The 18,049-nt window shown below is 58.4% G+C and carries 15 protein-coding genes and 1 other annotated feature; of the genes, 4 read left to right on the top strand and 11 right to left on the bottom strand.

What is annotated here, in order from left to right:
- Positions 1–173: 173 nt before the first annotated feature.
- A complete protein-coding gene (locus tag DXB44_RS10665; protein WP_118658705.1) occupies positions 174–746 on the bottom strand; it encodes a hypothetical protein in 573 nt (190 codons plus the stop codon).
- A gap of 532 nt (positions 747–1,278) precedes the next feature.
- Here DXB44_RS10665 and DXB44_RS10660 point away from each other — a divergent pair.
- Positions 1,279–1,848 carry a biotin transporter BioY gene (locus tag DXB44_RS10660; RefSeq protein ID WP_055186378.1) on the top strand — a complete coding sequence of 190 codons (570 nt, stop codon included), beginning with the start codon at positions 1,279–1,281 and terminating at the stop codon, positions 1,846–1,848.
- Between the two features lie 70 nt (positions 1,849–1,918).
- Here DXB44_RS10660 and argF read toward each other — a convergent pair whose 3' ends face one another.
- The 3 genes from argF to DXB44_RS10650 form a co-directional block, all read right to left on the bottom strand.
- Positions 1,919–2,914: an ornithine carbamoyltransferase gene (argF, locus tag DXB44_RS10655; protein WP_118658704.1), complete on the bottom strand. Its 996-nt coding sequence runs from the start codon at positions 2,912–2,914 to the stop codon at positions 1,919–1,921.
- A gap of 224 nt (positions 2,915–3,138) precedes the next feature.
- Positions 3,139–3,273: a hypothetical protein gene (locus tag DXB44_RS15005; protein WP_279220772.1), complete on the bottom strand. Its 135-nt coding sequence runs from the start codon at positions 3,271–3,273 to the stop codon at positions 3,139–3,141.
- A 195-nt stretch (positions 3,274–3,468) separates the two neighbouring features.
- A complete protein-coding gene (locus DXB44_RS10650; protein ID WP_112091154.1) occupies positions 3,469–3,948 on the bottom strand; it encodes a dCMP deaminase family protein in 480 nt (159 codons plus the stop codon).
- Positions 3,949–4,605: 657 nt separating this feature from the next.
- On the opposite strand from DXB44_RS10650, the gene DXB44_RS10645 reads away from it, so the two are divergent.
- Positions 4,606–6,690, top strand: a complete 2,085-nt coding sequence (locus DXB44_RS10645; RefSeq protein WP_118658703.1) for an elongation factor G — start codon at positions 4,606–4,608, stop codon at positions 6,688–6,690.
- A gap of 187 nt (positions 6,691–6,877) precedes the next feature.
- Here the strand turns inward: DXB44_RS10645 and asnB are convergent, their stop codons facing one another.
- Both asnB and DXB44_RS10635 read right to left on the bottom strand, forming a co-directional pair.
- Positions 6,878–8,452 (bottom strand): asparagine synthase B, encoded by a 1,575-nt coding sequence (asnB, locus tag DXB44_RS10640; RefSeq protein WP_118658702.1) that lies wholly within the window; start codon positions 8,450–8,452, stop codon positions 6,878–6,880.
- A gap of 73 nt (positions 8,453–8,525) precedes the next feature.
- Positions 8,526–8,788: a binding site (T-box leader), on the bottom strand.
- Between the two features lie 13 nt (positions 8,789–8,801).
- A complete protein-coding gene (locus DXB44_RS10635) occupies positions 8,802–9,287 on the bottom strand; it encodes a transcriptional repressor (protein WP_055186382.1) in 486 nt (161 codons plus the stop codon).
- 373 nt (positions 9,288–9,660) lie between these two features.
- Here DXB44_RS10635 and DXB44_RS10630 point away from each other — a divergent pair, with 373 nt between their 5' ends.
- Positions 9,661–10,320 carry a GntR family transcriptional regulator gene (locus tag DXB44_RS10630; protein ID WP_055186383.1) on the top strand — a complete coding sequence of 220 codons (660 nt, stop codon included), beginning with the start codon at positions 9,661–9,663 and terminating at the stop codon, positions 10,318–10,320.
- 77 nt (positions 10,321–10,397) lie between these two features.
- Here the strand turns inward: DXB44_RS10630 and DXB44_RS10625 are convergent, their stop codons facing one another.
- The 4 genes from DXB44_RS10625 to DXB44_RS10610 all read right to left on the bottom strand — a co-directional run bounded on the left by DXB44_RS10625 (position 10,398) and on the right by DXB44_RS10610 (position 16,247).
- Positions 10,398–11,210, bottom strand: coding sequence for an ATP-binding cassette domain-containing protein (locus DXB44_RS10625; protein ID WP_055186389.1), 813 nt, complete (start codon positions 11,208–11,210; stop codon positions 10,398–10,400).
- Positions 11,211–11,217: 7 nt separating this feature from the next.
- A complete protein-coding gene (locus tag DXB44_RS10620) occupies positions 11,218–12,156 on the bottom strand; it encodes an ABC transporter permease (protein WP_118658701.1) in 939 nt (312 codons plus the stop codon).
- A gap of 162 nt (positions 12,157–12,318) precedes the next feature.
- On the bottom strand, positions 12,319–13,419 hold the full coding sequence (locus tag DXB44_RS10615; protein ID WP_118658700.1) for an ABC transporter substrate-binding protein: 1,101 nt from the start codon (positions 13,417–13,419) through the stop codon (positions 12,319–12,321).
- A 425-nt stretch (positions 13,420–13,844) separates the two neighbouring features.
- Positions 13,845–16,247: a YfhO family protein gene (locus DXB44_RS10610; protein WP_118658699.1), complete on the bottom strand. Its 2,403-nt coding sequence runs from the start codon at positions 16,245–16,247 to the stop codon at positions 13,845–13,847.
- Positions 16,248–16,385: 138 nt separating this feature from the next.
- Here DXB44_RS10610 and yfbR point away from each other — a divergent pair, with 138 nt between their 5' ends.
- On the top strand, positions 16,386–16,973 hold the full coding sequence (gene yfbR / locus DXB44_RS10605) for a 5'-deoxynucleotidase (RefSeq protein ID WP_118658698.1): 588 nt from the start codon (positions 16,386–16,388) through the stop codon (positions 16,971–16,973).
- A gap of 56 nt (positions 16,974–17,029) precedes the next feature.
- Here the strand turns inward: yfbR and dusB are convergent, their stop codons facing one another.
- Entirely contained in the window at positions 17,030–18,049 is a 1,020-nt protein-coding gene (dusB, locus tag DXB44_RS10600) for a tRNA dihydrouridine synthase DusB (protein ID WP_118658697.1), read from the bottom strand.

Raw genomic sequence — 18,049 nt, 5'->3', positions numbered from 1 at the left:
GGAGACCCTGAGTAAAAAACTAAGAATGTGTTTGTCGCACTCCGCAGAGTGCGACAAACACGAATATAAATAATAGTCTTTCCGCTGAATATGGCCAGAGCAACGCGGAGGCCATTTAAATCGTCTCATGGACAAGGAATTACTGCACACGGGAATGTACGGCGGTTCCTTCATTATTTATAGACCCTTTGCAGCAGCGCCAGCCGCTCGGAGAGAAAGGTCTCTGCCTTGGGGTGATGCAGCCAGCATTTACCGTCAGCGCTGTGCACCAGTTTCTGCGCCAGTGCGGCGGGGGCAGTGTCGATGGCCATTACGTCCTGCATGGTCAGTTGCAGGGTGAGCGCCGCCGGAACATCCGGCAGCGGCGGCAGCGGGTCCTCCCACACAAAGGGCGGCAGCAGCTGCACCGCCACGGTCAGGCGGGTGCACTCCTCGGTCAGCAAAAGGGCGGCAGGGGTGCCGTCCGGCTGCACCTGCAAGCTGCTGTATAAAAGCTGCATCCGGGCAGGGGAGAGCAGCCGGGTCAGGCCATCTGCCGGAGCTGCCGCAAGCTGCAGATACCCGGCGGCCTCCTCCCGGTAGATGCGCCGGGCGGGGGCGTGCAGCCCTGCGTACAGGGCGGGCAGCATAAAGCTGCCGCTTTTTTCCAGCGCCTGCTGTGCCAGCAGATAGAACTCGGTCAGCGGGTACGCCGCGTCCGGCTGCGGCATCCCGAAATCTGGCCGCGATACATGACCTCCACCCATGGGAACCTCCGTGTTTTTCTTGACATTTCGTGCAAAATGGGCTATACTGCAAATAGAAAGGGTGCTGGCTGCAAGGGTCAGTTTCCTTCGGCTAAGTAGTCAATAAGAATGACCGCTCAGTGTTTGCGAGACTGTGGGCGGTCATTTCTTATTGTTATGGATCTCCTGAAAGATCGCCCATGAGATTTTAAACGTGATTCCCACTGTACCGCCGATGACGACAAGCAGTTGCAGAACATCGTTCAATACCATGACGCATCCCCCCTTTCGCATTTGCGTCCGGGGGAACCGAGCAATAAGGTTTCACAGCCCCCGGACACTTGCCGGAGGACGTTAGACCACCTTTTTATGCAGACAGCACCCGCCGCCGTTTCCGGCGGCATTTTTATTTTAACATACTTTCCACAGTAATACAATCAAAATTCTGATTGTAAACCCTTTGCAAACTTTTCCGTTGACCTGCGGCGCACCGGTGCGGTATACTCGGGCACAGATGCCTTGCAAAACGAAAAAACAGAGGGGAAAACCGACTATGAAAGACAAAAAACTTACTACCTATCAGATGGCTGTCACCGCTGTGATGGCTGCCGTGCTGTGCGTGCTGGGCCCGCTGACCGTGCCCATCGGAGCCGTGCCCATCTCGCTGGCAAACTTTGTTATCTGCCTGACCGCATGGCTGCTGGGGCCGAAGTTCGGTACCCTGAGCGTGGTCATCTATCTGGCGCTGGGCGCCATCGGCATTCCGGTGTTCTCCGGCTATGGTGCCGGCCTTGCCAAGCTGGCAGGCCCTACCGGCGGCTATCTGGTGGGCTATCTGCTGCTGGCCTTCATCGGCGGTATGTTCATTGAAAAGAGCAAGGGCAACCCGGTGGTTTCCGCTGTGGGTCTGGTGCTGGGCGATGCTGCCTGCTATGTGCTGGGCACGGCATGGTTCGTGTTCCAGATGCAGTGCGAGCTGGGTTATGCGCTGACCGTCTGCGTCTACCCCTTTATTGCGCTGGATCTGGGCAAGATCGTGGTGTCCTGCATCGTGGGTGCGCTGTTGCGTAAGCGCCTGACGCAGGCAGGCGTGCTGAAACTGCAGAATGCAGTTTCGGAATGATCGCTGAGTGGAAAATTATTTTTAGATAGAATAAGCCCGGAAGGTCTGCGAACCTTCCGGGCTTATCTCTTTATTCCTGATATCCCAAGGTGGCTGCCATGACCGCCTTGATAGTGTGCATCCGGTTCTCGGCTTCGTCAAACACGATGCTCTGGGGGCCTTCGAACACCTCGTCGGTCACCTCCATGGCGTCGCGGCCAAAGCGCTCGCCCATCTCCTTGCCCACGGTGGTCTTGTGGTCGTGGTAGGCGGGCAGACAGTGCATAAATACTGCATCCGGGCCTGCAATATTCATAAGATCCTGATTGATCTGATAGGGGGCCAGATCGTGGATGCGCTCTGCCCACACCTCAACCGGCTCGCCCATGGACACCCACACATCGGTGTACAGCACGTCCGCGCCCTTTGCTGCCTTGACGGGGTCCTCCTCAAAGGAGAGAGTAGCCCCGGTCTGGGCAGCAATGGCCTGACACTGTTCCACCAGCGCGGGGTCGGGCTGGTACTTTTTGGGGGCGCAGGCGGTAAAGTGCAGGCCCATCTTGGCGCAGCCCACCATCAGGCTGTTGCCCATGTTGTAGCGGGCGTCCCCAAAGTAAACAAAGTGGATGCCCTTCAAATGACCGAAATGCTCCTGAATGGTAAGGAAATCGGCTAAGATCTGGGTGGGGTGGAACTCGTTGGTCAGGCCGTTCCACACCGGAACACCGGCGAAGTGCGCCAGCTCTTCCACGATTTGCTGACCGTAGCCGCGGTACTCGATGCCGTCAAACATCCGTCCCAGCACCCGGGCGGTATCGGCGATGGACTCCTTTTTGCCGATCTGGCTGCCGGAGGGGTCCAGATAGGTCACTTCCATGCCCAGATCGTGGGCGGCTACCTCAAAGCTGCAGCGGGTGCGGGTGGAGGTCTTTTCAAAGATCAGGGCAATATTTTTGCCCCGCAGCTGGTCGTGACGGATACCGGCCTTCTTTTTGGCTTTCAGGTCAGCGGCCAGCTCCAGCAGCTGCCCGATCTCGGCGGGGGTGTAGTCCAATAGCTTCAAAAAGCTGCGATTTTTCAGTTCCATTGTATATTTCCCTCTCTATGCAAGAACCGTTGAATATTTATTCAAGCTGTGATTCTATTATAATACGTTGTATCGGGAAGGTCAAGAGGGAACATTCGTGCTTGTCTTGACAAAGAACGCACAGAAGGCTATACTATAAACAGAAGGACGCTGACTGCACAGGTCAGCTTTCCGTCCCGTATTAGTCAAAAGATTGACCGCTCAGGCTGGAACTCTGGAGGCGGTCAATCTTTTTTGTTGTCATTTTTCTTCTGCGAGTTCTTATCCATGACCTCGACGGTCAGACGGACTACTTCCAAAATCAGTCCCAACAGGGTGAGAATGACCATGAGAAGATTCAAAACTTCTGTCAGATTCAAACGATATCCCTCCCTTCGCCTTCAAGGCGCAGGGAAGTTTTCTTCAAAAAAGTTTCCCTCCCTGAACCTCTGCTTCGTTCCATGTACAGGAAGAATCAGCGATACGGGACAGAAAGCATGACCACCAATGATGCAATCAGCGTCTTATGGGTAGAATAACATAATTTATTGCGAATTGCAATAAAAAGGTTATGCTTACAGCTCCAGCTCTGCCCGGCGTCCGGTGGGCTTATAGGGGGTCAGCCGGACACCGGCGTGCTCGAACATGAACCGCGCTGCAATGCTGGAATCGCTGTCGTGGTACTTGTCGCCGTAGTACACCACCTCGGCAATGCCGGACTGGATGATGGCCTTGGTGCACTCGTTGCAGGGGAACAGGGTCACATAAACCCGGGCACCCTTCAGGTTGTTGTGGGCGCTGTTGAGGATGGCGTTCAGCTCGGCGTGGCAGACGTACATATACTTGGTCTGCAGGGGGGCGCCCTCCCGCTCCCATGGCATCTCGTCATCGCTGCAGCCCATGGGCATCCCGTTGTAGCCTAGGGAAAGGATCTTGTTTTCCGGGCTTACGATGCACGCACCCACCTGACTGTTGGGGTCCTTGGAGCGCATGGCGGTAAGCAGCGCAATACCCATAAAATATTCGTCCCAGTTGATATAATCCTCGCGTTTCATCGCGTAAAACCTCCTGCCCCTTTATGCGGGTCTGCGGCTTGACAAACCCGGAAAAATAGACTATACTACGAATAGAAAGAGCGCTGACTGCAATGGTCAGCTCCTCATCTGGCTAATCAGTCGTAAAGAATGACCGCTTGCTTTCTGAGGGCATGAGCGGTCATTTCTTTTTGCCGTTGGAAATCGTCCATGTGATCTCGAAGGCAATGTAGATTGCTCCGCCAAGCAGCGTGAGCAGCAGCACGACCTGTTCAAACGTCATGAGGCATCCCCCCTTTCCGCTTTCGCGTCAGGGGAAGCAAAAAGTTTTTCGTCCCCTCTGGCGCGCAGCCGGAAGGAGCTAGACCACCGATTATGCAATCAGCGCCCTTACCGCCGAAGCGGCACTTACAGCATATCACAAAACCCGCATATTTGCAACGAAAACTCCCGGTTCCGCGCCTGTACGCGCTGCCGGGAGTTCTGCTTTTTCAGTCCGTCTGTTTTACACCCCAATGTCAACTTGCACAAAACAGTGCCCGGAAGTTTGGCAGGCGTTTTTGCTAAATTTTGAAACGATATATTTAAAATTCGTTTTAAGTGTGGTATTATCTTTGTAAAATATGCCACAAAAACGGAGAGAATGCTCCGTGCGGCGGAAATGAGGGAAAAACCGATATGAAATACGCAAGCAACAACATCCGCAATATTCTGATTGCCGGCCATGCCGGCAGCGGCAAGACCACGCTGACCGAAGCACTGGTCTATTTTTCGGGCGCTGCCGAGCGTATGGGCCGGGTTGAGGATGGTACCACGATTTCGGACTTTGATCCCGAGGAAGCAAAGCGCAAGGCCAGCCTGTCGGCGTCCGTTGTGCCGGTGGAGTACGAGGGCATCAAGTACAACCTGATCGATGCACCGGGTCTGTTCGACTTTGAAGCAGGCGAGTACGAGGGCATCCGCGCCGCCGAGAGCGTGCTGGTGTGCGTGTCCGGCCGTAGCGGTGTTACCGTGGGCGCAGAAAAGGCGTTCCAGCTGGCCCGCAAGAACGGCAAGGCCACCATGGTGTTCGTCTCCAAGTGCGATCTGGAAAACGCCAACTATTTCAAGATCCTTGAGGATATGAAGATCCGCTTCGGCTCCACCGTCTGCCCCTGTGTCGTGCCCGCAAAGCTGGACGACGGCACCCCCGTGTACATCAACCTGTTCAGCCAGAAGGCCTTCAAGTACGAGAGCGGCAAGCAGATTCAGGTGGACCTGCCGGACATCGGTCACCGTTTCCAGGGTCTGATCGAGGCCATGAGCGAGGCCATTGCGGAAACCGACGATGAGCTGATGGAAAAGTTCTTCGGCGGCGAGCCCTTCACCACCGAGGAGATCGTGGAGGGTATGCGCAAGGGCGTTAAGGACGGTCTGATCACCCCCGTGTTCTGCGGCAGCGCCGTGAATATGCAGGCACTGGATATGCTGCTGTTCAATATGCACAAGCTGCTGCCCAGCCCGGAGCACGAGGCCAGCACGCTGGCCGAGGATGCCAACGGCGAGCCGGTGGAACTGCACTGCACCGAGGATGAGCCCACTGCCGCCTACGTCTTTAAGACCGTGGCCGACCCGTTCGTGGGCAAGCTGAGCTATCTGCGTGTTATCAGCGGCAAGGTGACCGCAGGCGAACCGCTGACCAACGCCCGCACCGGCGAGGTGGAAAAGATCACTAAACCCCTGACCATCATTGGCAAGAAGCAGATGGAGAACGACGGCATCGGTGCCGGCGATATCGGCGCAGTGGCAAAGCTGGTGAGTGCAAAGACCGGCGATACCCTGTGCGATGCAGACCGCGTGGTCAAGCTGCCCGCACCTGTGTTCCCCAAGCCCAGCCTGTTCATGGCTGTTACCGTGGCCAAGAAGGGCGACGAGGGCAAGATCTCCAGCGCACTGGCACGCCTGATGGAAGAAGATCCCACCCTGTGCTACATCAACAACGCCGAGACCCATCAGCAGGTCATCGGCGGCTTGGGCGAGCAGCATCTGGATGTGGTCAAGGCCAAGCTGAAGAACAAGTTCGGCGTGGAGATCGGTCTGGAAGCTCCCCGCATCGCCTACCGCGAGTCCATCCGCAAGGCCTGCCAGAAGCAGGGACGCCATAAGAAGCAGACCGGCGGCCACGGCCAGTTCGGTGATGTTATCATCAACTTCGAGCCCTGCGACAGCGAGCAGGTGGTGTTTGAGGAGAAGGTGTTCGGCGGCAGCGTGCCCAAGAACTTCTTCCCCGCCGTGGAAAAGGGCGTGCGTCTGGCTGCCGAAAAGGGCGTGCTGGCCGGTTACCCCGTGGTCGGCCTGAAGGCTACCCTGCTGGACGGCAGCTACCACCCGGTAGACAGCTCTGAAATGGCCTTTATTATGGCTGCAAAGCTGGCCTACAAGGCCGCTATGCCGGAGGCCGGCCCCGTCATTCTGGAGCCCATCCACACCCTGAAAGCCCATGTGCCGAACGACAACACCGGCGATATCATGGGCGATGTGACCAAGCGCCGCGGCCGTGTGCTGGGCATGGAGCCGGACGAGGACGGCTTGCAGACCATCATCGCCGAGGTGCCGCTGGCAGAGCTTGCAAACTTTACCACCTTTATCCGTCAGACCACGCAGGGCCGCGGCTGGTTCACCACCGAGTTCGCCCGCTACGAGACCCTGCCCGAGATGCTGGTGCCTGCCGTTGTGGAGCAGGCCAAGAAGCTGGGTAATCTGGACGAAGCCGCAGATGACTGAGCTCTGAACCCCTGATTTGACATTTTCCTGAGCCCCCGCCGACACTTTTTTCCCTCTGTCGGCGGGGGCTTTTTTATAAAAACGCAACGTCGGACAGCCCGCGGGCTGTCCGACGTTGTTCTAATAAAATATGTTTTCCGCTGCTTATGCGCAAAGCACAGCGAAGCGCATTTAAAATGCTCTGACGTTACACGCCGGAAGCACCATAGTTTGCCAGCACGCGGGCGGAGGGGTCGTTGACGTTGCAGCCCGGCCATGCTTTGTTGGGCATCCAGAAGCCCACGATGGTGCGGCTCTGGTCGTGGTAGTACTTCTCAAAAATTTCGCGGTAGAACAGGCTCTCCTTGGTAAAGGGCATGCAGTGTGCCGAGTAGTTTGCCCGGCGCATCTGGAACTCCTCGTCGGTGTACAGGCCCTCGGCGTACTCCTTGATGTCGTCCACCATGCTGTGGCCTACGGCGTCCGAGAAAGCGGCCTTTTCGCGCCACAGGATCTCCGGCGGCAGCCAGTCGCCCTCAAAGGCCTTGCGCAGCAGGTACTTGCCCTTGCCGTAACGGTTCAGCTTCTTTTCCGGGTCGATGGCCATGACGTAGCGCACAAAGTCCAAGTCGCCAAAGGGCACCCGCGCCTCGATGCTGTTGGAGGAGATGCAGCGGTCTGCCCGCAGCACATCGTACATATACAGCTCCCGGATGCGCTTCTGGCTCTCCTGCTGGAAAGCATCGGCGGTGGGGGCGTAGTCGGTGTATTTGTAACCGAACAGCTCGTCCGAGATCTCGCCGGTCAGCAGCACACGCACATCGGTCTGCTCGTGGATGGCCTTGCACAGCAGGTACATGCCCATGCTGGCGCGGATGGTGGTGATATCCCATGTGCCCAGCAGACGGATGACCTCTTCCAAGCTGCTGAGCACCATTTCGCGGTTGATGATGATTTCGTGATGCTCGCTGCCAAGATAGTCCGCAGTCTGCCGGGCGTATTTCAGGTCGATGGCATCGGTGTCCATGCCGATGGCAAAGGTGCGGATGGGTTTGCCCAGCTTTTTGGCGGCAATGGAGCACACCAAGGAGGAGTCGAGCCCGCCGGAGAGCAGAAAGCCCACGGGTGCATCGGCATCCAGCCGCTTTTCCACACCGGCGATCAGCTTCTCGCGGATGTTCTTCAGGATGGTGGGCATATCGTCCTGCATGGGGGCGGGCACATCCGCAATGTCCTCGTAGCGCACAAAGCGGCCGTCGCAGTAGTAGCTGCCAATGGGGAAGGGACGGATATCATCGCACCAGCCGATGAGGTTGCGCATCTCGGAGGAAAAGGCAATCTTGTGGCTGGACTTGGAGTAGCCGTAGAACAGCGGACGGATGCCGATGGGGTCGCGGGCGGCGATGAGCCTGTCCTTGCGGGAATCATACATAATAAGTGCAAACTCCGCGTCCATGTGGCGGAACATATCCAGCCCGTACTCGTAGTACAGCGGCAGCAGAATCTCGCAGTCGCAGTCGGAGCAGAACTTATAGCCCCGGCGCTTTAAGATCTCTTTTTCGAACCGGAAGCCGTACAGCTCGCCGTTGCACACCACGCAGTCAGCGCCCCGGTAGAAGGGCTGCATCCCTTCCGGGGTCAGTCCCATGATGGCAAGCCGCCCAAAGCCCATCAGGCCGTAGGGACCCTCCACCACCCGCTGGTCGTCCGGCCCGCGGTCCACGGTGCGCAGCAGGTACTCTTTGAACTTTTCGGCACTCAGGTCGTGCCCCGTATAACCCATAACACAACACATACTTCTTACCCCTCTTGTAAAAACGATAAAAATAAAAATACGGCAGCCATTCATCCCATAGTCCTAGGACGAATATGCTGCCGTATCCGTGGTGCCACCTAAATTACCGGCATACGCAATACGCCGGTCACTTTTGTGCGCTCTCCCCGTTGAAAGCACTGCCGCGATAACGAGCGGCGCACGTCTGCCCCTACTGCTGCACGCGCAGGTTCAGGGAGCGGCTCACGGGTGTTCTTCGGGCTTCGTTTTCTGCGCGGCTTCCAGCATCCCGCACTCTCTGTAAGAAAAACCTGAGGCCTTACTTTTCCCGGTCAACGCTTTTATTGTCTGCATTGTATCACGGGTTTTTGTCCGTGTCAACACAGCAGGCGCATTTTTTTGCAGGCTGTTCTTCCGCTGCGGACGGTGCCGCGTTCTGCGCGCAATGACGGCACAGCCCGTACAGCACACTGCCCTCACATTGCAGGGTAAAGCCGTGCTCCGCCATCAGGTGGGCGCGCACCTCATCCATAAAATGGCAGTCCAAGTGATAAATGCGCCCGCACTGCACGCACTTGAGGTGCAGATGCTCCCGGCAGTGGCGTCCCTCGTCCACATACTGGAACACCGCACGCTCGCCCTTGTCAGCTACATATTTCATAATGCGCTGCTCGCCCGCCAGCTTATCCAGATAGCGGTACACGGTGGTGGGGTTGGGGCTTGCGCCCTGCGCTTCCAGGTGCTCCAGAATGTTGGAGGCGCTTACCGCGTGCTGGCGGTTGTTGATGAGGTAATCTAAGATGAGTTGCCGGGTGCGGGTGTTGTAGCCATCGCTTCGTGCCATGAGAAATTCGGTCCTTTCCGGTGTAGATGTGTTGTTTTTTGGTTCTATTGTAGCACAGTTTGCCCTTGGATGCAAAAGAAGCGGGCGGAAAGTGGGTCTGTTTGGCGACAAGCACAAAAAACATTGTAAAAAGTAGCAAAATCGAGGTGTAATCTTTGTATAAAACGGAAAACACGCCAAAGTTAAGTAAAAAGTCTTGTAAAAAATGCCCTAATGTGAAATAATATACTAGATAAAGTGGTTGGATTGCAGTCGGGATACAAGCTGGCTGAACATGAAGAAGAAGAAACCGGCAGCGGTGGGTTTGCGCTGCCGGTTCGGACGTTTTGGAACGTTTGGAGAAGAAGACAAAGAAGAATAGGAGAGTGTGCTTATGAAAGAACAGGAAGCACAGGCAAAGCTCAGCCTGAAGCTGCAGGCGTACCAGTACCTCAAGACCAAGATCCTGAACTGCGAGTACCGCCCCAACGAGTTTCTGAACGAGCAGAAGCTCTGCGCCGAGATGGGCAACATCAGCCGCACCCCCATGCGGGATGCACTGGGGCGTCTGGAACAGGAGGGGCTGATCACCATTCTGCCCAAAAAGGGACTGATGGTCTCCGGCATCACCGAAGAGGACGTGCACAGCATGTTTGAAATGCGTCTGCTGGTGGAGCCCTACGCCCTGCGTACTTACGGCAATGCCATCCCCCGGGAGCAGCTGGAGGCCTATGCCGAGCTGATGCACCACAGCGAGCGCATTGAGGACTTCTGCAAGTCGGACGATGACTTCCACGAGCTGCTGATGAGCACCCTGCCCAACAAGTATCTGCGCTCTGCCTACGACCGCATCACCGGCCTGAACACCCGCTTCCGCATCATGACCGGCAAGGTGAGCATGATCAATCAGGAGCAGACCTGTGAGGAGCATCTGCAGATTCTGGATGCTGCTCTGGCAGGGGACTGGGACGGCGCAGCCATGGCGCTGCAGCACCATCTGGAGCTGGCCCGCGATAAGGCCGAGGGCGTCATCAAGGTCATCCGCCTGTGGTAAAAGAATAAAAGTGAAAAGGTCTGCTGCACCGGCACGGTGCAGCAGACCTTTTGCTTTTTACAAGAAGGGGAACAGTTTTATTTCTCCACCTTGCTCAGCAGGATGCGGTCATTATCCAGATTTTTGCCTGCGTTCTCGCGGAACTTTTCCAGCAAATCGTCCACAGTCATCTTGCTGCGCGCTGCGCCCTTTACGTCAAACACGATGCGCCCGGCGTCCATCATCAGGGTGCGGTTGCCCAGCTCCAGCGCCTGATGCATATTGTGGGTCACCATCAGGCAGGTGATCTTTTTCTCGGCCACGATGCTCTTGGTCAGTGCCAGCACCTTTTCGGCGGTGGCGGGGTCCAGCGCGGCGGTGTGCTCGTCCAGCAGCAGCAGCTTGGGGGTGACAAGGGTAGCCATGAGCAGGGTAAGCGCCTGCCGCTGCCCGCCGGAAAGCAGCCCCACCGGCTGCTTCATGCGATCCTCCAGCCCCATGTCCAGCAAAGCCAGCTTTTCGCGGAAGAGCGCCTTATCCTTGCGGGAGATGCGGGAGAAGATGGCGTTGGGCGCAGTGCCTGCCCGCAGGTAGGCCAGCGCCAGATTTTCCTCAATGGTCATGTTGGGTGCGGTACCCTTGAGCGGGTCCTGGAACAGATGCCCGATGACCTTGCTGCGCTGGTGCTCCGGCGCAAAGGTGATGTCCTGTCCGCCCAGCAGAATGCTGCCCTCGTCGGCGATAAAGCCGCCGGTGATGGCGTTGAACAGGGTGGATTTGCCCGCGCCGTTGGAGCCCACGATGGTGGCAAAGTCTCCGGCCTCCATTTGCAGGCTCACCCCATTTAGCGCCACCTTTTCGTTGACGGTGCCGGGGTTAAAGGTCTTGTGCAGGTCGTTCAGCTGCAGCATTTCCATGTTACTGTCCCTCCCTGTTGGTCACTGTGCGGCGTGCGGCGTGACGGCGCTTTTCAAAGGCAAAGTGCTCCCGGATGGCGGGCATGGAGATGGCCACTGCCACGATGATGGCAGATACCAGCTTCATGGCGGCAGCGGGCACATTGAACCGCAGCGCCACCGCTACGATAAAGCGGTACAGGCAGCTGCCGAACACCACGCCAAGGATGCGGCGCAGCATGGTGCGCTTGCCCACCAGCGTCTCGCCGATGATGAGGGAAGCCAGCGCAATGGTCACCATGCCGGTGCCCACGTTGATATCGCAGCTTTTCTGGTACTGTGCCAGCAGCCCGCCGGACAGCGCACACAACGCACCGGACACGCACAGACCCACCGTGATGGTAAAGGCGGGGTTGATGCTGGAAGCCCGCACCATGGCGGCATTATCGCCGGTGGCGCGGATGGAAAGCCCCAGCCGCGTGCCAAGAAAACCCAGCATCGCCGCGCAGGCGATGGCAATGATAACTGCCGCCAGTGCCAGCTTGTACCAGCTGCCCAGAAAGCCCAGCGAAGTTTTTGCCATGGAGAAGATGGTAGGGGTCTTGACCAGTGACATGGTGGAGGAAAAGCCCATCACCGCCAGATTGATGGTGTATAGGCCGGTATTGACGATGATACCAGCCATGATGCTTTCCACCCCGAGCCTTGTCTGCAAAAAGGCGGTGACAAAGCCGGAGCACACCCCCGCAGCCATAGCAGCCGCCAGCGCAAGGATGGGGTGGCCGGTCAACGCCACTTGACAGGCTACCGCGCAGCCCAGCGTAAAGCAGCCGTCGGTGGAAAGGTCGGCAATATTCAGGATGGAGTAGCTCAAAAACAGTGCCAACGCCACCAGTCCGTAGATGCAGCCCAGCTCCAGCGCTGTCTGCAAAACGTTGAGGGAAAAGATACTCGCCAGCATGGTGTATGCTCCTTTTATGTTATTTTGAATGCGCACCGCATTGCTCTGCGGAGTGCGACAAACGTATTTTCACGGGAGAGGGAAACCACTTTTCCCAGAACCGCCAAAGGCTCTCCCTTGCGGGAGAGCCGGCAAAACCGTCAGGTTCTGGCTGAGCGGGGTTCAGGAGAAGTTCTCGGCGGTGGTCACCTCGGTAATTTCGGTGCAGTAGGGCTTGAAGGCTTCCTTCAGGGCTGCCAGATCCAGCCCCAGCGCTTCGGCGGTCTCGGTGTTGATGGTAACGATGCCGTTATCAAAGGTCTGGTAGGGCAGGTCTGCGGGGGTCTTGCCGTCGCACAGCAGCTGGCTGACCATATCGGCGGTGGCTTCGCCCAGCTGGACGTAGTCCACACCGTAGCCCACCAGCGCACCGTTCAGCGCAAAGCTGTCGGCACCGGTGTAGTGCTGCACACCCGCCTCGATGAAGCTCTCGTAGATGGACAGCTCAGCGGTCATGATGGTGTTATCGGTGGGGGTGAACACGGCCTTGACCCCGGCGGCGACCAGTGCCTCGGCAGCCATCTGCACTTCGGCGGTGGTGGTGCCGTTCTTTTCCACCACCTTGATGCCGTTCTTCTCGCAGAAGGCCTTGGCGTCCGCAATGGCCTGGGTGGAGGCATCCTGACTCAGGTCATACAACAGACCGATGGTATCGATGCCGGGGTTTGCCGCCACGATCAGGTTCATGATGGCGTCGGTGTTCAGGGCATCGGAGGTGCCGGTGATGTTCTCCTCGCCGTCAAAGCCAGCGGCGGCGGGGTCGGTCACAGCGGAGTAGACCACCGGGATGTCGGTGTCCTCTACAGCGGCCAGCATGGTAGCGGCGGTGGGGGTGGCCACTGCCACGATCACGTCCACGCCGTCAGCCACAAGGTCTGCGCCGATCTGGTTCAGGTTGGACTGGTCGGCCTGTGCATTAGCGTAGTAATCGGCGTAGTCAAAGGTGACGCCCTTCTCCTTGCCGATGGCGTCCAGACGGCTCTCCACAGATTCCACGATCTGGTTGAGGGAAGCGTGGTCCACATAGTTGACGATGCCCACCTTGAAGGTCTCGCCAGCGGCAGCGGTGCTGCCGGAAGCAGCTGCGGAGGAGGAGACCGCTGCACTGGAGGCAGAGCCGGAAGCAGCGCCGCCGCAGCCGGTCAGTGCCATGGCAGAAACAGCAGAAGCGGCCAGAGCGGCCTTCAGGAAGCTGCGGCGGGAGATCATGTTCAGGTTTTTCATAGTGGTAACTCCTTTCCCGGAGCGGGCGGCAAATCAAAAGACCCGCTCCCTTTGCGGGACGGGTCTTAAAACAAAACGACCCTGTCCCTGTGTGTTATCCACAAGGACAGGATCGGTAAATACGATTCTGCGGTGCCACCTTGCTTGCTCTGCATCCAATACAGCAGAGCCACTCACGGAGAGCCAACACTCCCCTGTCCTGTAACGGAGACTTCCGTCCAAAGCTACTAAGGCTTCTACCCGTTTGCCCGGCCCTCGGCGGCCCACGAAACTCTGCCCCGCTTTCGCCCGTTTGCACTGTCCGGGCTCACTGCAGATGCGCTGTGCAGGTTCTCTTCCGCCTCATCGGTTTGATTGCATTATACACTTTATCTTCGTAAAGTCAAGAGGGATTTTTAAATTTTTATTTTTTGGCCCGGTCAAAGTCATTCTTCTGCCGGGGTACCGGTGCTGCGGCGCTTGCGGCGCACAAAGTAAGCAACGTACACCACCCACACCGGGATGGCCACTGCGGTCACCACCCGGCTGGCAGAAAGCCCGGCGGCCTGATACACAAAGTCGATGCTGCTTGCGCCCGCCGGGCAGAGCACCGCCATCAATCCCTCGTCCACTTGCAGGATATCGGTCTTTTCGCCGTTGACATAGGCGGTAAAGCCGTCATCGTAGGGCACAGAGAAAAAGACGAGGTTTGGCTTGTCCAGCGTGATCTCGGCATGGAAGCCTGCATTGTTCATCTGGAACACAGAGCAGCTGTGGGCGCGGCGGTCGGCGCAGTCCTGCGTGTAGCTGTCGTAGTGCAGGTCATTTAGCATGTTCTCCGAAAGCTCGGTCAGGTACTTGCCATACTGCGCCACATCTTCGTCCGTCAGCACCAGTGCCCGCATCAGAAGGTTGGAACGCAGGGTCTTGATCGAAGTCTGGTAGGTGGCCTCGGTCACATAGTAGTCGTAGGTAAAGCCCATAGGCACATAGTTGTCGTTGTGGTACAGCGTGTAGCCGTCCACATCGGCAAGATAGGTCCAGCCCTCGTCTGCCTCATCCTCAAAGCTTTCGCGCTTTTCCGGGGTGGTAATGAGGTACTCCACGCTCAACAGACCGCGCAGGGCGTAGTTTGTGATCTCAGGCTCGCTGCGCACGTCCCGCTTGACCCCCAGCCCCGGGTAGAAGCTGAGGATGCTGGGAGCCGCCGTGCTGCCGAAGTATTGCAGGCAGCTCTTATCCAGCCACATCCCGATATTGTCGTGGATCTTGTAGGTGTCGATGCGATAGTCGCCCTCCGGCAGGTCATTTTTCAGCAGCAGGGCGTTCGTGTCCTGCTCCACAAGGTCGCTGTCGGTGTGCCACTGGCCAAACTTGCCAATGCCGATGTGCACCATGGTGAATGCGCAGCCAAACACCAGCACCGCCGCCGTCATGCGCTGGGCAAAGCGGCTGTCCTGCCGCCACTTGCTGCAAAGAACGCGGTACAGCATAAGCCCCAGCAGACCAAAGCCCAGCACGGCAAAGAACTGCCCCGGGTTCTTCAGCACGCCGAAAGACCATGTCTCGGTGGTATCGTCCCGCACGGGCACTACGGCAAAGACCAGCGTAGCCAGCATGATCCAGCCGATGCCCCGGGCAGGCGCATCCAGATCAATGTCCGGGTCCTCCAGCGCGTTCACGGTCATGGCGGCAAGGATGAGGGTGGGCATATAGTACCAGCGGGCGTAGTAGCTGGAATTGAGCGCGTAGAAGGCGCTGTTCAGCACCGGCACCAGCGCGCACACGGCGCACACCGCCACGATGCGCTTTTTACTGTCGGCCTTCCGGCTGCGCCAGTAGGCCATGGCACCGGCCAGACTGCACAGCGGCAGATAGGCCGTCATGCTCGTCCACTTGATGACGCCCTCCGACCAGACCGAGGTGAGGTAGGGGGAGTCTGGCGGCAAGATCCAGCTGAGCAGGATGGCCAGATACTGCTGCACCTTGGCGTAGGTCAGAAAGCCCCAGCCGGAGGAAAGATCGATGGTGCGCGGGTTCTGCAGCAGGCTGAGCACCGCCGGGAACAGCAGCAGACAGCCCATGGCAACGCCCAGCACGCTCTCCCACAAAAGATGCCCGAACTTGCGCCCGGTCAGCCGGAAGTCCTTGGCGGTCAGTTTGCACACAAAGTAGATACACAGGAAAATGACCTGTCCCACAAAGAAGAAATAGTTGTTGAGCAGGTTTACCGCCACCCAGAAGGCGAACAGGCCGTGACGATCCTCATAAATGGCCTCGTCCAGCGCCCAGAGCAGGTAGGGGAACAGCGCCACCACATCCACAAAGTGGTTAAAGAACACGTTGTACACTGCAAAGCCGGAAAGGGCGTACAGGCAGGCACCCAGCACGGCGTAATTTGCGTTTTTAACGTAGCGGCGCAGATACAGGAACGCGCCGCCGCCCGCCACGCCGAACTTGAGCACCAGCAGCGGCACCATCATATAGGGCAGCCAGCTTTGCGGCAGCAGCACCGACAGCCAGAAAAACGGCGAGCCGTACAGGTAGAAGGAGTAGGCGTTCATCACTCCGCTGCCAAGGTCGGTCGCCCACGAAAAGGTATTGTGCGGCGCACCGGCAAAGGCGCTGTCCGGGTAACCTGCGCCTTTGACGAAGCCGTTCATATACCGGTAAAAGCTGATCTGCTGGCTGTTAAAATCGCCTGCATAGTGGAAAAAGCCGCCGTCAAGGATGTAGAACGGCAGAAAAAATACCGCCGCCGTCAGGGCGCACAGCCCCACCGCCTGCCAGAATTTTTTATGGCTCTGCTCCCTTGGCGTGAGCAGCCGTGGTTTTATAAACTTTTCCATAGTGTTCCTCTTTCTCCGCGCACCGGCGCGGAAGTGGATTTGATGTCACCTTGTAGTATAGCACGGCGGCGCGCAAGAAAAAAGGGCTTGACAACCAAGCGCCCGGCGGGTATGGTGAAGAAAAGGAGGCGTATTGCCATGCTGTATCCCTTCAGCGCCTTACTGGCGCGCATGAAGTATATTACCCGATGGAGCCTGATGCACTCCACCCGGGCGGAATCCCTCAGCGAGCACACCTGTGACACCGCACTGCTGGCGCACCTGCTGTGCCTCATCGCCAAGCACTACACCGGCACGCCCTGCCGCCCCGAGGTGGTGGCAGTGGCGGCGCTGTACCACGACGCGCCGGAAATCATCACCGGGGATATGCCCACGCCGGTCAAGTACCACTCCCCAGCGCTGCGGGACGCCTACAAGGCGCTGGAGACCGAGAGCGTGCGCTCCATGGCGGCGCTTCTGCCCGCAGAGCTGGCTGCAGAGCTGACCCCCTGCATGGATGGCACGGCACTCACCGCAGAGGAGCATCGTCTGCTCAAGGCTGCCGACCGGCTGAGCGCCCTCATCAAATGCACCGAGGAGCAGCGCAGCGGCAACCACGAATTTGACGCCGCACTCACGCAGCAGCGCGCCGCGCTGCAAGCCATGCAATGCCCGGAGGCCGACTGGTTTCTGGAGCACTGCCTGCCCTGCTACACCCAGAATCTGGACGAGCTGACGAAGGCGTGAAAATGCAATGCCGGGCAGCCCACAGGCCGTCCGGCATTGCTCTGCTTCGGTTCAAATTACGGGAACGGCACTTCCCGCACATCGTCGGGGTCCAGTCCGGCCTTGCGTTGCTCTTCAAACACGGCAGCGATCAGCTCGTCCAAGTCCTCTAAATGGGTCAGAGTGCAGCAGTAGCGGCGCAGGGCGGCAGCGCCCTTCAGCCCCTTCATGTAGTGCATGGTCTGGGCACGCGCCTGCGGCATGGCCACAAACTCGCCCTTCTGCTCTACCATCTCCTCCACCTGACGGCGCAGCGCGTTCATCCGCGCTTGCAGGTTCGGCTCCTTGGGGGCGGGCAGCCCCTCCAGCGCGGCGTTCACCCGCTCAAACAGCCACGGGTCGCCCAGCGCGCCCCGGGCGATCATCACGCCGTCGCAGTGCGTCTGCCGCACCATGCGCAGCGCGTCCTCGGCGCAGCGGATATCGCCGTTGCCCAGCACAGGCACCTTTACCGCGTCCTTTACCCGGGCGATGATCTCCGGGTCGATGCCCGGGGTGTACATCTGCTCCCGGGTGCGGGCGTGCACCGCCACCAGCGCCGCGCCCGCCTGTTCGCAGGCCTTGGCGCACTCCACGGCGGTGATGTGGTCGGCATCCCAGCCCTTGCGCATTTTTACGGTGACGGGGCGCTTTGTGTGCGCCACCACCTGCTCCACGATGCGCCCGCAGCGGTCGGGGTCCAGCATCAGCTTGCTGCCCGCCCCGCCGGAAACGATCTTGGGGGCAGGGCAGCCCATGTTGATATCCACAAAGTCAAATTCGTACTGCTCGATAGCGGCGGTGGCTTCGCCCATGATCTCCGGCACCTCGCCAAAGATCTGCACCCCGTAGGGTGCGCCGTTAGGCTCTGCCTTCAGCAGGCTGACGGTCTTATGGTCGCCGTACACCAGCGCCCGGCTGGACACCATCTCGCTGACCGTAAAGCCCGCGCCGTGCTGTGCCATCAGGCGGCGGCAGGGGGCATCCGTAAAGCCCGCCATAGGGCCGAACACCGCCCGGTGGGGCAGGGTGATATTGCCGATCTTCAAAGGTTCCAT

Source organism: Faecalibacterium sp. OM04-11BH, assembly GCF_003482185.1.
GTDB lineage: Bacteria > Bacillota > Clostridia > Oscillospirales > Ruminococcaceae > Faecalibacterium > Faecalibacterium tardum.
The sequence above is the reverse complement of the archived record's forward strand: the minus strand, read 5'-3'. Positions and strand labels throughout refer to the sequence as shown.

Bases quoted from the DNA above. Each gene is read 5' to 3' on its own strand.
- DXB44_RS10665 (WP_118658705.1), bottom strand. From the start codon at position 746: ATGGGTGGAGGTCATGTATCGCGGCCAGATTTCGGGATGCCGCAGCCG.
- DXB44_RS10660 (WP_055186378.1), top strand. From the start codon at position 1,279: ATGAAAGACAAAAAACTTACTACCTATCAGATGGCTGTCACCGCTGTG.
- argF (WP_118658704.1), bottom strand. From the start codon at position 2,914: ATGGAACTGAAAAATCGCAGCTTTTTGAAGCTATTGGACTACACCCCC.
- DXB44_RS10650 (WP_112091154.1), bottom strand. From the start codon at position 3,948: ATGAAACGCGAGGATTATATCAACTGGGACGAATATTTTATGGGTATT.
- DXB44_RS10645 (WP_118658703.1), top strand. From the start codon at position 4,606: ATGAAATACGCAAGCAACAACATCCGCAATATTCTGATTGCCGGCCAT.
- asnB (WP_118658702.1), bottom strand. From the start codon at position 8,452: ATGGGTTATACGGGGCACGACCTGAGTGCCGAAAAGTTCAAAGAGTAC.
- DXB44_RS10635 (WP_055186382.1), bottom strand. From the start codon at position 9,287: ATGGCACGAAGCGATGGCTACAACACCCGCACCCGGCAACTCATCTTA.
- DXB44_RS10630 (WP_055186383.1), top strand. From the start codon at position 9,661: ATGAAAGAACAGGAAGCACAGGCAAAGCTCAGCCTGAAGCTGCAGGCG.
- DXB44_RS10625 (WP_055186389.1), bottom strand. From the start codon at position 11,210: ATGCTGCAGCTGAACGACCTGCACAAGACCTTTAACCCCGGCACCGTC.
- DXB44_RS10620 (WP_118658701.1), bottom strand. From the start codon at position 12,156: ATGCTGGCGAGTATCTTTTCCCTCAACGTTTTGCAGACAGCGCTGGAG.
- DXB44_RS10615 (WP_118658700.1), bottom strand. From the start codon at position 13,419: ATGAAAAACCTGAACATGATCTCCCGCCGCAGCTTCCTGAAGGCCGCT.
- DXB44_RS10610 (WP_118658699.1), bottom strand. From the start codon at position 16,247: ATGGAAAAGTTTATAAAACCACGGCTGCTCACGCCAAGGGAGCAGAGC.
- yfbR (WP_118658698.1), top strand. From the start codon at position 16,386: ATGCTGTATCCCTTCAGCGCCTTACTGGCGCGCATGAAGTATATTACC.
- dusB (WP_118658697.1), bottom strand. From the start codon at position 18,049: ATGGAACCTTTGAAGATCGGCAATATCACCCTGCCCCACCGGGCGGTG.